This is a genomic window from Filimonas effusa (genome assembly GCF_004118675.1).
Classification (GTDB): Bacteria; Bacteroidota; Bacteroidia; order Chitinophagales; family Chitinophagaceae; genus Filimonas; species Filimonas effusa.
The window spans coordinates 259,400-280,367 of record NZ_SDHZ01000001.1 but is presented as its reverse complement, the minus strand read 5'-3'; the positions used below and the strand labels follow the sequence as shown (position 1 = coordinate 280,367).

Here is a 20,968-nt window from a genome sequence, read left to right as displayed (position 1 = left end):
AAATAGTATAGTAATAAGTCTGCAATTTTGCGCGCACAACGCTCAAAATTGACTATTGACATATGAAGCTAAAACATATTGCTTTCATAGCCGGCAGTTATCTGCCGGTTGCATTACAAGCCCAGGAAGTCACTACGGAAAAAGACCTGGATCCAGTTACCATTACTGCGACGCTGAACCCGGTAGCCAGCTCCAAAACAGGAAGGAATTTATTTGTTATCAAGGGAGAAGAAATCAGCAAATACCCGGTGCATTCACTGGATGAGATGTTACGTTATTTACCCGGCATGGAGGTACAGGCGCGCGGCCCTATGGGTGCGCAAAGTGATTTTGTGGTAAGGGGTGGCACTTTTCAGCAGGTATTAGTAATCATAGACGGACTGAGGGTGAATGATCCAAATACAGGCCATTTCAACAGTTATATGCCTATTATTCCTTCTGAAATAGAAAGAATAGAAGTATTGAAGGGTGCGTCATCCGCCATTTACGGATCGGATGCGGTAGGTGGTGTTATACATATCATTACCAAGGCCTTTGCCAGGCAACAGACCAAGGGGCAGCAGATACAGGCCGGCGTTACCAGCGGCGCTTATGGGTTGCTGAACGCCAATGCCGGCGGTTATTACAGCGGCGACAAATGGACCTTCAGCGCCGGCGCCATGAGCAACAATGCCGATGGGCAGGAACAACGTGGCATCAATGGCTTTTTTCACCTGCATAGCTTTTCTGCTTCTGCAGGATACAAAATCAATGATAACTGGCGGGTAGCTTATCGCAGCAGTTACGATAGCCGCCGGTTTGCCGCACAGAATTTCTATACCAGTTTTGCATCGGATACCGCAACAGAGAAGGTAAACACCCTTTGGAACCAGTTAAGCGTGAACTATCATAAAAACAACAATAATTTTTCATTGCAGGCCGGTCAGAAAATGGTAGACGATCATTATGCTTACAATAAAATATCCACCGCCAACAACAACCGTTCTACTTTATGGCAGGCATTAGCCACCTATGAACATCGTTTTAACGATGCAGTCATTTTTACAGGTGGCGCGCAGTACCAGCGGAAAGGCATCCGCTCCAACGACCGGGGTAACCATACCGTACAACAGGCTGCTGCCTTTGCAGCTCTGAACCTGGAAGCCAGCGAAGCATTTACGATAAGTCCCGCCTTACGATTGGACTGGAATGAACGCAGTGGTTACGAACTGGTTCCGCAAATCAATACATCGTACCGTTATGGCAAGCTACTGGTAAGGGCCAGTGCCGGCAAAACCATCAGAAATGCCGATTTCACAGAACGCTACAACAACTATAACAAATCGCTGGTAACCAGCGGCCGTATCGGCAACCCTAATCTGAGCGCTGAAAGATCATTCAGCTATGAAGCCGGACTTGATTTCTTTGCCAGCAAGCAACTAAAGATAGCAACCACCTTCTTTCAGCGCAGACATACCGACCTGGTGGACTGGACGACAACCTCTTATGCCGACATGCCCCGGAAAGACAATCTCTCTCGTACCGGCACCTATGCATTAGCCAGGAATATCTCCAAAGTAAACACTACGGGAGTTGAAGCCGATATCATATGGCAGCATTCTTTCAACAGCAAACGCCATTTATCCGTTACAGCAGGTTTCGTGTGGCTGAATTCCGTTACCAGTGATGGATTCACTTCATTCTATACTTCATCGCACGCCAAGTATCTTACGAATGGTATGATACGTTATAATGTGGGCCGGTTCAACATCAGCCTCAACGGCATTTACAAAGTAAGAGATGCGCAGGCGGCAGCCGGGTTAAAAGGCGTTGTCAGCAAAGAATATTTTGTATTAAATGCCAAGGCAGGTTATTTCATCATAGCCAACAAACTGAATGTATTTGCACAGGCAGATAATGTATTCGATAAATCGTACGCTGATCTGCTGGGTGCGCAAATGCCCGGGCGCTGGCTGATGGGCGGTTTGAGTTTCAGATTATAACAAAGGGCTTTTACATTATACAGCTAAAACAATATCGCCTGGCAACGGTGCCATTCCGTTTGCCAGGCGATATTGTTTTTAAGACTTTAACCTGGGGCTCGGCCGGAGTCTTGCTTTCGACTTATTAAATATATTCTGTCCGTTCTCTACGCCCTTACGCAGCTCTTTCTGGCGCGCTACAGGCATATGAATCGTTTCCTTACACTCCTCACTGCAACAACCGGCATACTTCTCAGCGCATTCTTCGCATTGAATAAACAGCAGATGGCAGCCATCATTCTTACAGTTTGTATGTGCATCGCAAGGCTTTCCGCATTGGTGACAACTGGCTATTACATCATTGGTGATACGCTCACCCAAACGGTCATCGAACACAAAATTCTTTCCTATGAACTTGCTATCCATTCCATTGTCTTTCACCTGTTTGGCATAATTTATAATACCTCCCTCCAGGTGAAATACATTTTTGAATCCATGGTGTAACATATAGGCGCTGGCCTTTTCGCACCGGATACCACCTGTACAGTACATGACGATATTCTTATCTTCCTGTCCGCGCAGCATATCCACGGCCATGGGCAACTGGTCTCTGAAGGTATCGGAGGGAACTTCTATTGCGTTAACGAAATGGCCTACCTCGTATTCGTAATGATTTCGCATATCTACGAATACGGTATTTTTATCGTCTATCAACTCATTCACTCCACTGGCATCGAGATATTTGCCACGCTGCTCCATGCTGAACGAAGGGTCGTTGATACCATCGGCAACAATCTTATCCCGGACCTTAATTTTCAGTACCCAGAAAGATTTGCCGTCATCGTCAACGGCGATGTTAAGGCGCAGACCATTCAGCGCAGGGATAGCATAGAGACAGGCCCGTAGTTCTTCAAAACCGGACTGTGGAACGCTGATCTGTGCATTGATTCCCTCCTTCGCTATATAAATACGCCCAAACACCTTTAAAGCAAAAAGCTGTTTGTAAAGCGAATCCCTGAATTCCTGCGGATTGGCGATAGTGAAATACTGGTAAAAGCTGATAGTAGTTCGCGCCTCTGTTTCAGCATACAGGCGCTGTTTCAATTCCTCCTGGGAAATGCGGTTGTGTAGTACGGCCATTATTATTTTCAATTTCAGACATCAGGCTAAAAACGCCCAATATTCCATGATTAAGTATGGACTCACTTGCGTTGTGAGCAAAATTTCAGCGCAAAAGTACAAAATATCCTGCTTTGGCCATAGAGGATGGCATATTTGCCTAATCCATAAAATGTTGCAGGCAGATGTTTAAGATTAGATTAAAATAAACATAAAATCGGCATAAAATAGGTACCCCTTTCCTGATAGCGGCGCTGCTACCTGTAAATTCGTTGCTGTTTTTACAACAAACCTCGCCCGTTTGAACCAACATTTTACACCATACCAGATAAGTGGCATTGCGAAGCTGTTGACATACAAGAACAGCCTCACGCCTGAAGCAGACGAAAACCGGCTGCCCTTTAAAGCTGCATTAAGAAAAATACCAGGTGCATTTAAAAAGAAACAAGCGCAATCTTTTATCAATATTTTTTGTGAACACCTGCTGGCAGATACCGATTACGACGCCCTTCAACAAAACCCGATACAATACCATTCATTACAGCAGGACATCGAAAAAATGCCGCTGGATAGCATTTTAAAAACCATCACTTTCATCATTTGGACCGACAGGAGTGTAGAGGGGTATTTCTATGCAAAAATGCATGATAAAACCTTGTTTTACTTATTATCCAGACTGGAGTCGGTTTTCTTGCAGTTACGCTTTTAAGGGTCTACCTTACCCGATACCAGTGGAATATTCAGTTTAATGCCGGAACGATTAAAGCTTTTACTTCTGAACGATTGAACGAAGTCTATCCTGGCTACTTTAAAGATATTTTCTATAGAGAAGAACACATCGACATAGTGGTTTCCTCCTTCCAGCACAAGACTATTACTTCCCACTATAAAAAACCAATTATACTTTCTGAAAACCGGGATCTTATTACTCAGGAAACCATTCAAATGGTATTCCACATACGCTCCTCCATATATGGATGCCGTGGTGCTGTACTTATAGAAAGAACTCATGAGCAGCGTTCCGAGATAGTTGGAATTAAACAATCCATCGTTACCGGCAAAATGCTGATAGTCGGGTATAAACACTTTGTTTTTATTCAGGAAACCACCTGTGTGCAGTTTATACTGCAGTTTGCCTTTCATCTTCAGGTCTACCTGGTGCATCATCGAGAGTGACCATTTGCTATAATCTACGTCACTTCCTGCAATACCGTGTAAGCCCTGGGTATAAGAAAGATCAAAGACAGGATACTCGCTGCCTATATTGGCTTTCCTGTCGGGCAATTGAATATAACGTGATCCGGGCTGCCAGCGAAGGGTAAGAGAAGCAGACAAAGCCGAATGTTTCACAATGTTGGCATCTGTTATTTCAACGGGATAGTTAGGTGTAAACTCCTTGCCTTTGGGATGCCCCCAAGAGCCAAAAGCGGTGTTTTCCAATGGCGACCGGTTCTGATAAGAAATGGATGAACGCAACACAAAATCTGCCGCAGGATCGTAGTCGTATCCCAGTTCCAGGAATTTTGCTTCATACAACTTCATAAAATTACTACGATACAAGACGGTATTGATGGTATTCACCCTTGGCGTGATAGGCTGGTCGTTGTTAAACTGGAATACCCGTTGTCCAACAGACAACCTAAGGCTATTCAGGCTCCTGTAAAAGCGGTATACACCTGTAACATGCGCATTAAAATGCTGGTTACTAAAACCGTAACGCAGGTTGGCCAGCACACTGATATAACGTCCCGAATTCCAGTATTTGCGCATTTCCGGAGCAAAATTGGCTACGAGTCCCTCTACTGTATTATAGTTTAGCAAATCAATAGCGGGCGGGACAGAGATATATCGTTTATGGGCGGCCCTACTGAAAGTTTGTCCCATAAAAGTTAATTTAAACCAATTGGGTTTATTACGGGCCCTGTCTATAGAATCGAGATAACCCGACCTTGCGCGCTTTTCTTCAAGCGTATCGGCGGTATGGTATTGTACCAGGGCATTATTACGTAACAGCAGCGAACGGGTAGTATCCCAATAAGGAAGAGACTGCCTATTGATAGTGGTATCAAAGATCATCACTACGTTATTAAAATAACCTTCTCTTATTTTAGGATTAAAGTTGTAGTTAGTATGTAACTGAATAAAGCTGCCATAGGCGTTAAAGCCCAATAATTCCGTTGACGGTAGCAGCCGGGTTTGACTAATGGCCCATTTGCCATTAAAAGGCTGGTAAGACTGCTCTACGATCAAGGTATCAAGGATCTGCATCTGCTGCTGCTTCAGCAGTTGAAATTTCACATGATGAATACGGCCATCTTCCATCAGAAAGAGCTGCCCGCTGAATGCCGGATCGTATTTTCTGCGGGGTGTTACTGTAATGCCGTAGATGAGATGGCCGTTTTCGGTATAGGTACTATCGAGCGTGTAATGATAATAGTCTTTTGCATTACCTGCAATGGGAGAAACAAAACCTCTCGCATTAAGATTATCGCCAATGCGTACTACTTCCTGGTAAAACGAAAAAGTCTGCGGGTAACTAAATCCCCATGCGCTGCTGCTGCCGTCGACATCGGATGAGAGGATCTGGGTTTTAAAACGATCATTGTCTCTGGCATAAGTTGCTTTTGTCATGGCAGCGTAGAAGCGTAGCTGGCCTGCACTTGTGCTAAGTTCCAGAGAGCGTCCGAGCAATTTTTCAGGATAGCTTCTGAGCATCAGCTGCCCGTTAACAGCGATATCGCAGGTATAGTGGTTGAGTTCGTTTTCGTAGACCGCTCTTTTCTGTATGGCGTTATGAATGATGCTGTCCACCTCCTGGGCGAACAATAAGGGCAATGGAAGAATAAGCAGGCAAAACAGGAAAATACCTTTCATATTAGCTTAATGACAACCAAATTACCTGCCAATATGGGGAACAATATAGCCTAAAAGCCTATTTCCTTGCAAAACTTCCTGTCAGGGCTCCCATTCCGGAAACAAGTCCTGCCACCAGGCCGGTAACAATGACCAGGAGCAGCGAGGAAGAACCCAGTTTCAGGATAGGGCCTATTTTCTGGGACAGAATATGCCCATTTTGCCTGTCGATAAACCAGGCGTAAACACCCCATACCAGGAAAAGGCCTGTAAATCCGGAGACAAAAGCCCATAATGGCTTCTGGTGAATAGTGTAGGCAATCACGAGTGAAGTAACAGCAAAACACCACCAAGGTAAAAACAAGGGAGCTGTAAAGCCTAATAATGCTGTTAGAACAGTTGCCACTGCAAATTTCATGGAGTGCTGTTTAAGATTTACTGAATGTCATTATGCCTGACAGTCCTTTATATTTTTTAATGGTTTCCTTGTCCAGGATCTGGAGTTTATAATATCTACCTGTGTTCCAGGTATCGACAAAGCTATCATAATATTTGCTACCAGGGTTCCCCTGCTGTCCTCCGGGATAGACACCATAGGCGTTCGTTCTATCTGTAAGTTCTACTATCATGCGCCAGCTGGGGCCATGGTGTTGTTTCATGGCATTGATAATACCTTCTCCTCCCCCGCTGTTCAGGTGCAAACGGCTTAACGCGGGTAGTTTCAACAGGTGGCGCACACCCGCATCGAGATAGGTACCCCATTCCAGCTTTTGCCTGCTTTCTGTTTCTTTTAATACCGGCACCACCTGCTTGTAAGCTTTCATTACCATTTCGGCAACAGATTCTTTTACATCGGGGGTTGTGATATCATCGGCAAACTGGTAAGCCGGTCCCTGGAGCATTCCTTCGAGCAATGTTACTTTTTCGGGCCATGGCATAGGTTTACGGGACTGCGCCAATTCATCGCCATAGATGCAAACGGCAAGGCTATCCCACCATATTTTAAACACGGTAGGGCCTTTTTCCCTGGCATCGTTACGCAGGTTCCATGCGCGAACAATATCGACATATTTCTTTTCGTCGGCATTCAGCATCGACTCGTTGAGATAGTTTAGTAATACTGGGCGCGCCAGCTCTGCAAACACATTATAATTATCTGTTTGCATACGTTCCATATCGGCAACAGTAGCCTGTTCCATGCTTTGCAGGTAGCGGTTGATGATCATGCCCCTGAACACCTCGTAGGATCCGCCGAGATAGTATGGATAAATGGTATCGTAAGCGTATTGGTTGGCACTGCTAAGGAAGCCGCGCGAAGGGTTAAAGAAGGTAAGGTTCTCTTCTGCATCAATATCTCTTCTCCAGGCAAAAGTGCTGTCGTCGCCCGGCATTACAAAATCGCCCTGGCGTCTCCATTTTGCGGGGAATTCGCCTTGCTGGCGAATGGCGATATCGCCTGATTTGGCAGCAAAGAGCATGTTTTGACCGGGAGTTTTATAAGTAGACAAGGCATCCAGATAATCGATATATCCTTTTGCGCCGTCAAGTAATGTAAAAGTACGCAGTTCGTTGCTGGGTTCATGCGCTTTCCATTTACAGGCGTAGGCTTTACCTGTTCCCAGGGGATCGGGATAGCTGGCGTCGTACATAACAGGGCCCCATACCGTCATCGCAATATGTTCAACACGATCGCTACCACCTTTCACCTTAATCACTTCGTCTCTGAAAGTGGTACGTTGCCAGCCGCCGTTATACCAGTATTCTTTCATCGATTTATCTTTAAAGCGGATCTCGTAGTAGTCTCTTACATCACGTGATGAATTGGTAAATCCAAAAGCACATTGGTCGTTAAAACCGATAATGATAGCAGGAGCGCCGGGAAAAGAAACGCCATAGGCGTTATATCTTGGCGTAGAGATCTGCATTTCGTACCATAAAGAAGGTAATCCCAATCCCAAATGCGGGTCGTTACAAAGGATAGGTCTTCCGCTAAGTGTTTTACTGCCGCTCAAAGCCCAGTTGTTACTACCATTGGCTTTATCGGGCTTCACAGTAGTATCGGGCACAGCTGCCGGCTTTGTGGTATCGGGCACAGCAGCTACTGCTGCGGGTTTGTATAAAAAATACAAGGAATCGGCCAGCGCCGGTATTGGCATACGATCTTCAGGATCATAGTATACTGCCCCTTTAGGGATAATAGGATCGGTAAGCGCTCCACCATAAGGATACAACGCTTCAAACTCCTGCTTTGTAAAAACAGAACGAGCATTGGTATGTTCGAAGTCTTCTTCAAAGCCGGCAAGGTCGTACGACATGAATTTCAGGAAGAGCGCGGTTTTGAGGTTGGTCCATAGTTCGGGCTTATAGTCGAGCAGTTTGTATTCAACCGGGTAGTCTTCTTCCGACAAAGAGCTGATATAGGTATTTACACCTGCGGTATAAGCATCGCACTGACTTTTTGTGGTGCTGTCTGCTTCCATTTGTTCCAGGCTTCTTTCTGCTGCATATACCATTCCGAGCCTGCGGAACATCTTATCTATTTTAACGAAATTGGTGCCACCGGATTCTTCTCCCATGATCTCACTTAATCTTCCGGCAGCAGCATAGGTCTGGAATTCCATTTGCCATAACCTGAACTTAGCATGCAGGTATCCCTGAACAAAATAGGCATCGTTTTCCTGACTGGCATAAACGTGAGGGACAAGGCGATCGTCGAAGTACACTTCCACTTTCCCTTGTAACTTATCGGAAGCCAATTGCAGCTGGTATTTTATGGAAGTATCTTCTGCATTTTGCCAGAATCCTTTTTGCGGCGACAAAAACGCCCCCAACCGTGGCGTTTTAGTTCCACCAACAGGTAACTGTACATTCAGTACCAGTACCAGCCCTGTCGTTATTGCAGCGCAAAGGATAGAGGGTATTACTCTCATGGGAGCCCGTTAAACATTTACAATCAAGGATAAATACAAGCGGCAATATAATTATGTTTTCCCGGTTATACAAACCAAAACGAAGGACAGGTTTAAAAAGATAAAACCCTGGCGCGGGCCATCCATGTAGCAATAAACGGATTAGCCCTGCCAGGGGGAGGAATTTAATGGTCAGTAAACGCTTAATACATACTATTCTGCGGCAATCCTGCTGTTTTCACATCCTGATCCGGAATAGGCAATAGTTCATTTTTGCCTTTTTTAAAGCCCAGACTTCCCAACTCCTGTTCAGCCAGTCCCCAGCGAACAAGATCAATAAAGCGGAAGCCTTCAAAAGCCAGTTCCATCTGCCGTTCTGTGACAATAGCATTGAACAGGGCTGTTCCTGCGGGCTGAATGGAAACCAGGTTAGACCTGTTTCTTACAAGATTCAGATAGGTACGGCTCTGTCCTTCGCCACCCGCTCTGTACTGTGCCTCTGCCGCCATCAGCAAAACGTCGGCATACCTGATAAGGCGCCAGTTGGTGCCGTAGTTCAATTCGGCAATAGCACTTCCCGATGAATTGGTTTGTGTACTAAAGGAGCCATACTTGCGCTGAAAGTAACCTTCATACTCGTAGTCATTGGGTGCGCTCCAGTTGCCGCCTGCCGCTTTCAGTTCTGTCTCCGACATAATGGTGCTTTTTCTCCTGTCGACATCATTTGCTGCTATATAAACATCAAAGAGTTTCTTTTTAGGACGGTTAAATCCCCAACCTGCCACTAAAGAGTCGCCCGGTGCTTTGGTATAATAATCTGATCTGGGGCCCATCAGCTGGATATGAATATTACTTTCGGGTCTTTTATCCCATGGGAAGTTTCCCCAGTCGTAACTCTGGCCGCTATCGTAAGAGAGCTCGAAGATAGACTCCAATCCAAACTCACCGCTCCTGGAGAATACTTTGGCAACAGAAGACTCGAGGCCGTATTCATGAGAGTTGATCACCAGTTCGAACTGGGTAACGGCATCGGCCCATTTTTGCTGGTAGAGATAAGCTTTCCCCAGCGTCGCCTGGGCCATACCTTTCGAAGCCCGGAAACGGTCGCCGGCTGAATAAGCGCTTTTCACAGGCAATAATGGAATGGCCTCCTGCAAGTCTTTTACTATCTGGGCATATACATCGGCCTTTGCTGCACGAGGCGTTTTTGTATAATCGGCGGGAGCGATATCACCCAGCACCATGGGAACGTCGCCCCATAATGTTACCAGGTCGAGATAATTGTAAGCGCGTAAAGCTTTAGCTTCTGCTATCAATCTTTTGCGAAGGTCGTTATCGGGCGTTACTTTGGCAATCACCTTATTGGCCCTGTAGATAGTGTAGTAACACATACGCCAGGTCCAATACACTTTATCGTTCTGGCTATCGTGACGGAACAGGTCAAGATCCTGGTAACCCGGCTGATCGCCCGGGCCACTGCCACCGGCATTACTTTCATCGGACAACATGAGCTTTACCATATACAAGCTACCCCAAACGGTGTTATAATCGGTTTGCATCATGTCATATACGGCGGTAGTAGCCTGTACGGCATCGTTATCGGTTTTATAAAACTCATCTTCCGGCAGAATGCCATTCACCGGCTGATCCAGGAATTTACTGCAGCCTGCTGCACCTATAAGGAATGTTATTCCCGCCGCAGCCATTATATTTCTTAGTAGTTGATTCATTGCGTCGTGTTTTAATGTGATTAAAAACTTAAGGAAAGGCCTACCATGGCTTTTCTGGGAATAGGATACACCCCTCTGTCAATACCAAGGCTATTATTATCATTACTGCCTGCTTCAGGATCAAGCCCGGGATAATGGGTGAAAGTGAAGAAGTCGTCGAGAGAAATATAGATCCTTACGTTATGCAGGTGCGCTTTGTCAGCAACGGTTTTGGGTAAAGTATATCCTAACTGCAGCTGACGCAGGCGGGCATAAGAGCCTTTAAAGATCATCCTGTCACTGTTGTACACGTAAATGCTGTTGGTATTGGGTGCAAACCAGGAGTTGGTACTTCCGTCGCCGGTCCAGCGCCTGTCGTAAAAGAAGGCGGGTTTATTGGCTGTTGGGCGGTCGGTACGGTTAAAGCCCATCAGGATATCATTACCATATTGTCCCTGTAAGAAGGCAATGATATCAAATCCTTTATAGGACATGTTCACGCGGAAGCCATACACGAACTTGGGATGAGGACTTCCCATATAAGTTTGATCGGCGGGGCTGATCTGTTTGTCGCCATTCCAGTCCAACACAATAGGATCACCGGGCTTGGGTGTATACCCTGTGATCCCTGATTTGGAGATATATTCATTGATTTGTTGCTGATTCTGGAAAATACCGTCTGTTTTATAGCCGATAAAATACCAGACAGGGTAACCAGGCTGGAAGATGGAGGCGGTCCAACCGGTACCAACGCCGGCTCCATTGATCTGATTCACGAACCTGTTGATAGAAAGTACTTCGTTGTGAATGGTAGACAGGTTACCTCCTATTTCGTAACGGAAGCCATTGTTACGTCCGCCTTTGAAAGAAACATCAAACTCCCATCCCCTGTTCAATACATCACCACTGTTCACGAGGCTAAGGGTATTTCCGGCAAAAAGCGGTGTGATACCCGCCCCGGGTGTAATAAGGTTCTTTGTTTTCTTGTTATAATAATCGACAGTTACATTCAGTTTGCTATTCAGGAAGGCCAGGTCGATGCCGAAATCGGCCTGCTGACTGATCTCCCAGGTAAGATCAGGATTTGGCAGGTTAGTAGGGGCAGCGCCGATGAGGTAGGTACCTCCGGCATTGGGATAGCCGGGAGGGGCAGGAGAAACGGAGTTCTGCCATTTACCAGGTCCAACGTTAAGACTGCTACCGTTTTTACCCCAGCTGGCGCGTAGTTTTGCGTAGTTCACTACTCCCATCAGGCCGCCGAAGAATTTTTCATTAGACATTACCCAACCAGCGGAGAAGAAAGGGAAAGTGGCCCATTTATGTCCGGCGGCAAAGTCGGAAGAGCCATCTCTTCTTACGAGCGCCTGCAGCAGGTAGGTACCATTATAGTCATAGGTCACCCTTCCGTAAAAAGAAGCCTGGGTTGTAATGGTGGCGCTGCTGCCAATCCTATCCTGTACATCCGGCACATTATCGCCATAGGAGAAAGGGTCGTTTTCGCGGAACAAGCCTGAATAAGAACCACCGACATAGTTCCAGCCTACTTTACGCATAGAAGTACCTGCGAGGAAACTCATATTATGACCGGAGAACCTGCGGGTATAGGTGGCAAAGTTTTCCCATTGCCAGTTAAACCAGTTGTCCTGTTTATCATTACCCCCGGCAAGCGTGTTGAGTTTTTCGGAAGAATACCAGAAGGTAGGCGACCAGCCGTGTTGTTTCTGGAAGGCGGCATCAATACCGTAGCGAGAAGTAAGTACCAGATCTTTTACCGGTTCCAGGTTCAGATACAAGCTACCCACCACTTTATTCTGAATAGTGCTGCTATGGGTAGAACGCAGCATGGCCAAAGGGTTGCCGTATTCACCGAACACATAATCGGATATACCATAGTAGCTTCCATTCTCATCCTTTACCAAAGTGTAACCTGCGTTAAGTGCATCCTGCGCCTTGGCAGACAAAGCGCCGGGGAACACCACCGGTGTCAGCGGATCCATTACTATAGCGCTGCTTAATACCGAACCAAACTCATCATCTTCCGAAATGCCCTGTCTTTTGAAATTGGCATAAGAGAACCTTTCGCCGATAGTGAGCCAGGGCTTCACTTTGTTTTCCGTATTTATTCTTACGGTGTACCTGTCGAACCTTGCCTTATCACCACCTATGATACCATTCTGTGTAAAATAAGTACCATCGATCAGGTACGAACTTTTATCAGTTCCACCGCTAAACACCAGTGTATGGCGCATCAGCGGCGCTTCTTTAAACACTTCATCCATCCAGCGGGTACCTTCACCCACGGCAGCTGCGGCCTGGGGCGTAGGGCCTCCCGGGGTGCCTGCAGCGGTAAGGTATTCCTGGTATTGTTGCGCATTCATCATCTTCATTTTCTTACCTACCGACTGGCGGGCATATTGCATATTGTAGCTGATCTCCGATGAGTTCTTTTTACCGGTTTTTGTGGTAATGATAATTACACCATTGGCGCCATCCATACCATAGATAGCCGCAGAGGCATCTTTCAGCACGTCTACGGTTGCTATTTCGGAGGGATCGAGGTATTCGATACCACCCGCCCTTACGCCATCAATAATATACAGGGGATCGCCTGATCCGTTTGTGCCAACGCCCCTGATATTTATTTTAATGGGGCTTCCGGGCGAGCCTGAAACCGGCAGTACAGAAACGCCGGGCGTCCTGCCCTGCAAGGCCTGGTCGATACGGCCGGCAGAAGTGGTTGCAATAACGTCGGCCTTAACAGAGGATACAGCTGCCGTTACGCTACTTCTTTTCTGAGAGCCATAACCGATCACGACAATCTCATCCAACCCGGCGACGGCATCTTTAAGCACGATTGAAAATTCCGATTTACCAGAGAGCGTATATTCCGTCAACTCGTAATTAAGGGCTTTGAATTCCAGTACCGCGGTAGCGGGATCATTAACATTCAAGGTGACCCATCCTTCGGCATCGGTAAGTGCGCCATTGGCAGTGCCTTTTTCAACAACCGACACCCCCTGAACAGGCTGTCCTTTTGCGTCAACCACTCTTCCCCGGACCTTATCTTTCCTGGCGGCGGCCATCATAATTACGATCACATGTTCATCAATGATCTTGTAAGTGAGCGGAGTATTGGCCAATACCTGGTCCATTACTTTCGAGATCTGCTCATCCTTTACATCCAGGTCCACCATTTTATCGGAGGGCATCGACTCGTTGTTAAAAAGGAAACGGTAGTCGGTCTTTTGTTCTATTTCCAGCAATACTTTGGTGAGCGGTTTCTTTTTCACCTTAATGCTAATGGTTTGCTGAGAGAGAACGCTGGCAGAGGCATGAAGGCAAAAAACAAGTGTTAAAATCAAGGTTAATTTCATAAGCACAATTGTTTTCCACAATATGCTTTTCCGTGGAAAAGCATATTCCAGTTCCATTTTTTTCATAATTTAGTTTTGAATTCGGTTTAGACAATAGAGGTCACATCCCTCCTTCCAAAAAGAGCGTGGCCTTTTATAAACTGTTTTTGCACGGGAGATGTTAGCGCATTTCCCGTTTTTGTTTGCGTGATTTTGTATTTATGTGCAAGTACTCATAGGCAATCGTTTATTGGTTTTTTTACAATCATATGGCGTATTGGGCAAGTATTATTGAATCACAACTGAATTCTGATTCTTATCAATAGTATAATGGAAAGGATAGGAAAGCTTTAATATATCCAAGGCTTCCGCCACAGACTCATGATAAAAAGAACCTGTAAAGTGTTGCAGCAACAGCTCAGGATTTTTACATTCAATGCATACGTTGTACCAGCGCTCCATATCCTTTATTAATTCTTCAAACGATTTATTCCTGAAAACAAACCTGTTCTTTATCCAGGCGGTCTCCAATATTGTGCTATCGCGTGGCGACTGATAAGTTACACGGGAAAAAGAAATAACAGGCTCGTCAGCACTTTTACCCGGAGAAGAAGCAATAGCAGCCCCTGGTAAATCGTCCCGTACCTGGCTTCGTATCTCTCCGTTCATTACAGAGATCTTCTCATTAGGCTTAAGATATAACCTGTCAGCAGGCCGGTCCTTAAACGAGACCTCGATTAACCCGCGTATAAGCGTCGCTTCCGTTCTTTTATCATCGGGGTAAGCACGTACATTAAAAGCCGTACCCAGCACCTTTATATCTATTTCATTCGCATGTATAATAAACGGGTGCGCCGCATCTTTGGCAACGTCAAAGAATGCCTCTCCCGACAAATGCACTTCACGCAGGTCCTCCCCAAAAGCATCACTGTAAATAAGCTTACTGCCCGTATTAAGCCATACCGCCGACCCGTCAGGTAATTCAATTTTAGTTCTCGAACCGTTTTTGGTAGACACAATATTCTGTTTCGGCTTCATCCCCGAACGTCCGGCATTAAATAGAATAACGGCGCCGGTTAAAACAGCAGCCGCAACAGAAGCGGCAATAGAATAACGCAGCAACCTCCTACTGGAAACAGGTTGCATCTTTATCTCTTTTGTACTATTCTCCTGCAAACGACGACTCAGCTTATCCCACCGCTCGTCAACATAGTCAACCTCAGTTCCACCCGGCTCCAGCAACGCATTCCATATCAGATCGGCTTTGTGCAGCATCAACTGCGCCTCTTCGTCATCCTTTAGCAAAGCATTCAACTCCACAGATTCAGGGGGAGAGATTTCCCCGGCCTTTTTCCTGGCAATTAATTCTACTAATCTGCTTTGTATCATGTTATAAATACCTATATAGGTATAAAGGCAACTTTTTTAGCACCATACCCCCAAAGACAGGAAAAAAATTAAAATATTCTTTTCTCCAAATACGGAAGGGTGAATCCTGCTGAATTCACCCTCGCCGAAAACTAAACACGACATCTAAACTAAAACAAAGTTATCCCAACACCTACCGTAGCATTAATGCCACTAAGCGTCTGATGGTAATCCGATAGCCTTCTGCCAGAATTAACGATGTAATGTTCATAGGAGATCTTGAATGCCGGGCTGGATAAAAACTGATCCGCATTGGCCCTTATCGAGACCCTGTTACTAAGCTGATAGGCCAACCCCAAACCAGCCTGCCCACCGAAAGCACCGGCAGAGGCTTTCTTCTGGGTCATGGCGTTATCTGTGTAATCTTCATAAAAAACCTGGAACCCGGACAAAGAAGTACGAACATATCCGCCTAATACCCTCGCACTTAACGTCAGCTTTTTGCTGACCGGAAGAAAATAAGCAGGCCCGATCAACACACTGAATGAATGATTGGTTCCCCTGCTGTACACCGTCGTACTGTCAGTACCGGAATCCTCTTTATAACCTTCCGCCAGGCTCCGCAATCCTTTGTGACCAAACTGTGAATATCCCAGCAACATATTAATACCTAAAGACTTGTTTAACTTATAAGTCGCCGACAAATTAAAATGATACCCTGCTTTCGCAAACCCGGACTTTTCGTTATAGTAATCCGACCTGGAAAAAGCCCCCATAGGACCGGCGATCCCGCCGTTTAATGCAACTGTCATTTTTTGTGCGTTCATGGAATTTGCTGCCGCAACGAATAAAACAAAAGCTATTATTTTTTTCATCTTTCTTTTTTTACTCCTGGAGAATTATTGAATCGTTACAGAAAAATTCACATCAGCATCGGAAGACCCTGGATCACAGTCACCATTTTTAGCATTAGGCTGATGCCTTAATCGAACATTCATCTTACCGGAACCAGCGCTGCCAGTAGAAAAACGGTCCTGCAAACCAACCGGCAAAGCAGGCGTATTGGTATCCAGGTCTGTCCGTGTAACTGTTAATGCAAGACTGGCATCCGTTGTAAAGCAGATGAGGTGATAATTACGCCGGGCGTAAATATCGTCCGTTACATTCCCGGCAGGTGTTTGCGTTTCATCCAGGAACCGTACCGAAACGTTGTAAGTTGAATTGGCCTTCAGATGCAACGAAGCGTTGGTATAATCGATAGGCTGATCAGGAAGTTGCTTAACAGCTACAGTATCTCTATCTGTAGGGTCGGCTGCATTTACCACAACCAACTGCACTGTTGTCAGAAATTCATTCCCCGGCACGGGAGGTGCAACAGCCGTTTCATCTTTCTTACACCCATTAAATAGCATCACCGTTATTAGGAATGCTGATAAAAACAACGATAGCTTTTTCATAATCTGTTTTAAATTTTATAAAAATTAAAAGACATACTTTGCCCTTAGCATAACATTCATTCCCAGATCGTTTGCGTAATACCGGAAACGGTTGAGATAGTCGCGATAGGCAACATTGGCAACATTATCCACCCCCAGGTTAATGTTCAATGAATTGCCGGATATATGTATAGTAAAGCCCGTACTGATATTAAATAACGAATAACCCGGAGGAGGAGCCACGTAGTCGCTGTTCGGCGGCACCCGGTCCTGCCTTCTTACACTTATATTCTGTAAACTCAGGTAACAATCCCGCACCCGCCCCAAACTGCCTATATTGTATTGTATCTTATTATCAAAACGATCCGCAGGCATGAACACGAGATAATCATGAATCGTCCGGTTCCAGGCCCTTACGATAGAAGTTTTGGAAACAAGCTCAACCTGCCTGACCGGCTTATAGGAAAGATCGACATCAACACCTTTAAGCGTCACATCATCCTGTGTATAACTGAAGAGCGGATAGGTTCCGCTGATAAGTGTGACCGGTTTCAATGCCGGCTTCGCATAAATAAAATCATTGATAACATTATAATATGCTACAGCTTCTGCCCTGAACCTCGAACGCTCATATTTTATTCCAAATGTAAAATTATAAGAGCGCTCACTTTTCAACAGCGAATCACCCTTTTCATAGGAAGCTGCACTTAAATGAATCCCATCGATATACAATTCATTCACGCTCGGGGCACGCCATGCACTCCCAACATTGGCATTGATGGAAAAATGATCCGTAAACTTATAACCGGCTCCCGCTGTTCCGGTAACATTCCTGTAGTCATGTGTGGTATAATATGTCTGAAGCGTATTATTATTTAAACGGTAGACCCTAAGCCACCTGTAATCATACCGGGCACCCGCTTCCAGCGTCAACTTATTATAAGTGTATTTCTCTATGGCATACACGCCACCCGAATAATTCCTGAAATTGGGAACCAGGTAGCGGATACCGTTAAACACATTACCCTGTGTACCCCCGCTTACGCCTATACTGCCGGAGAAATACTTTCCGCTGGCCCAATCATAATTAACATCGAGCGTATGCGTCTTGATCTTAAAACTGATCTGCGGCATCTTTAATATATCAGGATCCGTACTATAAGGCAGGTCTATATCATACTCATCCCTGCGGTTCCCTTGCCTTGCAAAAACAACTTCCAGTCGGGAACCATTGTTAAACCGGTACCAGCCGCCCGCCTTCAGTAACCGGTGAGAAACATCCTGGTAAGACCGGTCTATCTTGTAGGAAAAATAGGAAGCGGTAATAGGCCTGGGTCTTTCAAAAGCAGCATATAAATCAGAAACATTACCTACATGAGATCCATCGAAAACACCCAGCTTGTTATGGAATTCACTGTAGTAGAGATCTATACCATAATTGCTTTTCTTATAACTTACCGCCGCCGAAAAATCGGCTTCTGAGATGCCCGTGTTTTTCAGGTAATAACCGGGAGTTCTGAAATTACCTGCACGCTTTAGTGTTCCCTGAACCCGCCAGTTTAACCCGTCGAGGCGTTTATCCAACTTTCCTTCCAGCATGCCGCTCATCACCCCCATCCGGCCATTGGTAGCAGCCACTGCATTTACCTGTCCCTGCAATTGCCTGGCAGGATTCAATGCTTCCGGCTCAAGCAAAACAACACCGGCTATAGCATCAGATCCATAACGAACACTGGAAGCACCTTTTACAATGCTTACTTCTGAAGCAATAAAAGGATCTATCTCCGGCGCATGCTCCGATCCCCACTGTTGCCCCTCCTGCCGCACACCGTTGTTTAAGATCAATACCCTGTTGCTATGCAAACCGTGAATAACAGGCTTCGAAACGGAAGGCCCCGTTTGCAGGGTATTCAACCCGGTAATGCCTTTTAAACTCTCACCAAGTGTAGCCCCCCTTGTGTTAAAAAGATCCTGTCCCTTCATAACGGTGCTAGCTAGCGTAGTAAGCGCCGGCTTCCTGGTATTAAAACCGGTAACACTCACAGCGCCAAGCACGTTGCTTTTTTCAGATAACAATAACACAATCGTGGTATCTGTTGAAACATACAATTCACAAAGGGTATTGCTGTGCGAGACCTCACTTATCACTATGATATGTTTGCCCGCACATATACCACCAATACTGAACGCCCCCCGGCTATCAGTAACAGTTAAAGGCATATTATCCACTCTAATAGTAGCCTTTTCCACTGGCTTATTTACGCTTGTATCGCGTACAAAACCCCGGATGGAGATATTACAGCGCTGGGAATTAGCACAAAAAGACACCGTGAGCAGCAGAATTCCTAAGATCCATGACGCACATCCGGGAATGTAATGATATCGGTTCTTCACAAAACTTCTTTATAGCATGCGCCCTTACTTGCACACAGCTCCTCCCCGGTAACTGATCATCGCAGACCGCCTCACAAAGAAGCCCTTATACGCGCAGCCTCATTTCTACCTGCACAAAAGCAGCAGACATTGCATAATAAGTTTAAATCAGCGAAATTGATAGCTTTAGGACATAGCGGTAACAGTACCTACTGCCAACAAAGAACAGTAGATGGGATACTTCTCTCACAAAGCCCCCGGCATGCACATTAATCTAAAATTTATCTTAAAGAAAGGAAGGAAGAGACACGGGAGGACCTCTGAGCGTATAAAAAAACGGCAATATAAGAGGGGGGAAATTTACCTGAACCCGCTTTAGTACAATAAAAGCAGAAGGAACAAAAAACAATAACGAAGCAGGCCCCATTTCCATCGGAACAAAAAAATCATCTATACAACTGCAAGCCTCGCTTTCCGATGACTTGCCAGCCTCCTTTGAAGATGAACTATCCTTAATCGTCTTTACATGCATCAGCTCATGCACCCATAAACCCGCACCGGCCTTTTGTAAAAAGACCAGCAACAGCATAAGCGCTATGAAGCGAACATTTTTCTTAAGCATGTAAAAGATATGAAATGGACCTACAGATACAAAGATAAGCAATGCAACAACGTTACAAAATATAACTAACGAAACTATTTCCTTTAACGTAAATTTTAATATTCGCTGCACACCGGGCATAAAGCCTTTTCAAACCATCCAACCAACCCGTAACAAGATTAAAATATTAATAAATATCATGCAGGCGACAAGCAGTATTATGGCAGCATCAACGCGCATTGCGCAAGCTGATAAGATGTACTGTCCGGGCTGTAAGCTTCCGGATCGCTATTGTCATCTGATTTTCAACTGTCTTCTCAGAAATATTCAACAACTCGGCTACCTCCCGGTAACGGAGCCCCTCCTCCTTAACTAGCCGGAATATTAAACGACACCGTCCGGGAAGGCTGTTGACAATAGCCTCTATCTCTTTTAATGTCTGCTCCGAGATCATAACATCTTCAGGAGTCCTGTTGAAACGCAGCGTTTCCTCTTCCAGGTCGTCAATAGGGGCAATAACATCCTGCGACTTATCTTTCTTCAACGCATTTAAAGCTGCGTGCTTTGTGGCAACATATAGGTAGTAATTCAGATTCCGTATAGCCGGTAGCATCTTCCTGTTTTCCCATAGCTTCACGAAAACATCTTCCACAACTTCTTCCGCCATCATCCTATTCTTCATATAAGATGCGGCAAAAGAAAGCATACCCGGAAAGAAATGACGGAACAACTCCTGAAATGCAGTCTGGTCGTCATTTTCGGCTACAGCAATAGATGCTTTTGTTAGTTTTTCAGATAACATGTATATGGCTGGGAAGCGGCAACAATCGTTTCATTCCCTCTACCAAATTAGAAAAGAAAAAAAATATTAAGAAATATTTTTCAAATTATTCCTGAAAAGAATGAAACTAAAATATAATTCTCGAGTCGTCACAATCTTATTCCTGTCCTGATTATCATCAACAGATAAATCATCGTAATCTCCATCCCGGCGTAAATTCCCAAATCCAAGATGATAGCTACCAAGCTCCTCAAGGTATTGAAACTGTATCAATTTCAGTATTTTACCTTTGGGTCCGGGAGCTCACAAATTCAAATTCCGGAAAATCCGGCGAAGACATTACGGCGCTGTATTTTTCATATTTCATAGCAGGCAGTTTAAACTCCAGGCATTAGCAGTTCTAAATCCAGCGCAACGAAAAACGCCTTATTGACCGGGAAAGCAAAAAGGGGCCAATAGTTAGAGCCGCGACGGGCGGCGCTTCACAATAGTTTCTTTACTTTTG

The 20,968-nt window shown here is 45.3% G+C and carries 14 protein-coding genes and 1 pseudogene; 2 read left to right on the top strand and 13 right to left on the bottom strand.

Translation table 11 applies throughout. The features are described from left to right. Nucleotides 1–62 precede the first annotated feature (62 nt). Nucleotides 63–1,982 (top strand): TonB-dependent receptor plug domain-containing protein, encoded by a 1,920-nt coding sequence (locus ESB13_RS01085; protein WP_129001201.1) that lies wholly within the window; start codon nt 63–65, stop codon nt 1,980–1,982. Nucleotides 1,983–2,060: 78 nt separating this feature from the next. On the opposite strand, the gene trhO is transcribed toward ESB13_RS01085, so the two are convergent. Further along, on the bottom strand, nt 2,061–3,101 hold the full coding sequence (trhO, locus tag ESB13_RS01080; RefSeq protein ID WP_129001200.1) for an oxygen-dependent tRNA uridine(34) hydroxylase TrhO: 1,041 nt from the start codon (nt 3,099–3,101) through the stop codon (nt 2,061–2,063). Between the two features lie 280 nt (nt 3,102–3,381). Here trhO and ESB13_RS01075 point away from each other — a divergent pair, with 280 nt between their 5' ends. Further along, entirely contained in the window at nt 3,382–3,789 is a 408-nt protein-coding gene (locus ESB13_RS01075) for a DUF6508 domain-containing protein (RefSeq protein WP_129001199.1), read from the top strand. Here ESB13_RS01075 and ESB13_RS01070 read toward each other — a convergent pair. The 12 genes and pseudogenes from ESB13_RS01070 to ESB13_RS24255 all read right to left on the bottom strand — a co-directional run. Next, on the bottom strand, nt 3,786–5,954 hold the full coding sequence (locus ESB13_RS01070) for a DUF5686 family protein (RefSeq protein ID WP_129001198.1): 2,169 nt from the start codon (nt 5,952–5,954) through the stop codon (nt 3,786–3,788). The genes ESB13_RS01075 and ESB13_RS01070 overlap by 4 nt on opposite strands. A 58-nt stretch (nt 5,955–6,012) precedes the next feature. Continuing rightward, on the bottom strand, nt 6,013–6,351 hold the full coding sequence (locus tag ESB13_RS01065; RefSeq protein ID WP_129001197.1) for a hypothetical protein: 339 nt from the start codon (nt 6,349–6,351) through the stop codon (nt 6,013–6,015). A gap of 10 nt (nt 6,352–6,361) precedes the next feature. After that, a complete protein-coding gene (locus tag ESB13_RS01060) occupies nt 6,362–8,863 on the bottom strand; it encodes a penicillin acylase family protein (protein WP_129001196.1) in 2,502 nt (833 codons plus the stop codon). Between the two features lie 182 nt (nt 8,864–9,045). After that, on the bottom strand, nt 9,046–10,572 hold the full coding sequence (locus tag ESB13_RS01055) for a RagB/SusD family nutrient uptake outer membrane protein (RefSeq protein WP_129001195.1): 1,527 nt from the start codon (nt 10,570–10,572) through the stop codon (nt 9,046–9,048). Between the two features lie 20 nt (nt 10,573–10,592). Continuing rightward, complete coding sequence (locus ESB13_RS01050; RefSeq protein WP_129001194.1) at nt 10,593–13,991, bottom strand: TonB-dependent receptor; 3,399 nt, start codon at nt 13,989–13,991, stop codon at nt 10,593–10,595. A gap of 201 nt (nt 13,992–14,192) precedes the next feature. Continuing rightward, nucleotides 14,193–15,293, bottom strand: coding sequence for a FecR family protein (locus tag ESB13_RS01045; protein ID WP_129001193.1), 1,101 nt, complete (start codon nt 15,291–15,293; stop codon nt 14,193–14,195). 149 nt (nt 15,294–15,442) lie between these two features. Then, nucleotides 15,443–16,147 (bottom strand): outer membrane beta-barrel protein, encoded by a 705-nt coding sequence (locus tag ESB13_RS01040; RefSeq protein ID WP_129001192.1) that lies wholly within the window; start codon nt 16,145–16,147, stop codon nt 15,443–15,445. 24 nt (nt 16,148–16,171) lie between these two features. Then, nucleotides 16,172–16,729 carry a hypothetical protein gene (locus ESB13_RS01035; RefSeq protein WP_129001191.1) on the bottom strand — a complete coding sequence of 186 codons (558 nt, stop codon included), beginning with the start codon at nt 16,727–16,729 and terminating at the stop codon, nt 16,172–16,174. Between the two features lie 24 nt (nt 16,730–16,753). After that, a complete protein-coding gene (locus tag ESB13_RS01030) occupies nt 16,754–19,102 on the bottom strand; it encodes a TonB-dependent receptor (protein WP_129001190.1) in 2,349 nt (782 codons plus the stop codon). A 265-nt stretch (nt 19,103–19,367) separates the two neighbouring features. After that, nucleotides 19,368–19,823, bottom strand: coding sequence for a hypothetical protein (locus ESB13_RS01025; protein ID WP_129001189.1), 456 nt, complete (start codon nt 19,821–19,823; stop codon nt 19,368–19,370). Between the two features lie 88 nt (nt 19,824–19,911). Next, nucleotides 19,912–20,484 carry an RNA polymerase sigma-70 factor gene (locus ESB13_RS01020; RefSeq protein ID WP_129001188.1) on the bottom strand — a complete coding sequence of 191 codons (573 nt, stop codon included), beginning with the start codon at nt 20,482–20,484 and terminating at the stop codon, nt 19,912–19,914. A gap of 66 nt (nt 20,485–20,550) precedes the next feature. Next, nucleotides 20,551–20,748 (bottom strand): annotated as a pseudogene (locus ESB13_RS24255) (DUF6934 family protein); the annotation flags it as partial. Nucleotides 20,749–20,968: the final 220 nt, after the last annotated feature.

Excerpts from the sequence above, each read along its gene's own strand:
- ESB13_RS01060 (WP_129001196.1), bottom strand. The coding sequence starts at position 8,863 with ATGAGAGTAATACCCTCTATCCTTTGCGCTGCAATAACGACAGGGCTG.
- ESB13_RS01070 (WP_129001198.1), bottom strand. The coding sequence starts at position 5,954 with ATGAAAGGTATTTTCCTGTTTTGCCTGCTTATTCTTCCATTGCCCTTA.
- ESB13_RS01085 (WP_129001201.1), top strand. The coding sequence starts at position 63 with ATGAAGCTAAAACATATTGCTTTCATAGCCGGCAGTTATCTGCCGGTT.
- ESB13_RS01020 (WP_129001188.1), bottom strand. The coding sequence starts at position 20,484 with ATGTTATCTGAAAAACTAACAAAAGCATCTATTGCTGTAGCCGAAAAT.
- ESB13_RS01065 (WP_129001197.1), bottom strand. The coding sequence starts at position 6,351 with ATGAAATTTGCAGTGGCAACTGTTCTAACAGCATTATTAGGCTTTACA.
- ESB13_RS01035 (WP_129001191.1), bottom strand. The coding sequence starts at position 16,729 with ATGAAAAAGCTATCGTTGTTTTTATCAGCATTCCTAATAACGGTGATG.
- ESB13_RS01050 (WP_129001194.1), bottom strand. The coding sequence starts at position 13,991 with ATGAAAAAAATGGAACTGGAATATGCTTTTCCACGGAAAAGCATATTG.
- ESB13_RS01045 (WP_129001193.1), bottom strand. The coding sequence starts at position 15,293 with ATGATACAAAGCAGATTAGTAGAATTAATTGCCAGGAAAAAGGCCGGG.
- trhO (WP_129001200.1), bottom strand. The coding sequence starts at position 3,101 with ATGGCCGTACTACACAACCGCATTTCCCAGGAGGAATTGAAACAGCGC.
- ESB13_RS01025 (WP_129001189.1), bottom strand. The coding sequence starts at position 19,823 with ATGCCCGGTGTGCAGCGAATATTAAAATTTACGTTAAAGGAAATAGTT.
- ESB13_RS01055 (WP_129001195.1), bottom strand. The coding sequence starts at position 10,572 with ATGAATCAACTACTAAGAAATATAATGGCTGCGGCGGGAATAACATTC.
- ESB13_RS01040 (WP_129001192.1), bottom strand. The coding sequence starts at position 16,147 with ATGAAAAAAATAATAGCTTTTGTTTTATTCGTTGCGGCAGCAAATTCC.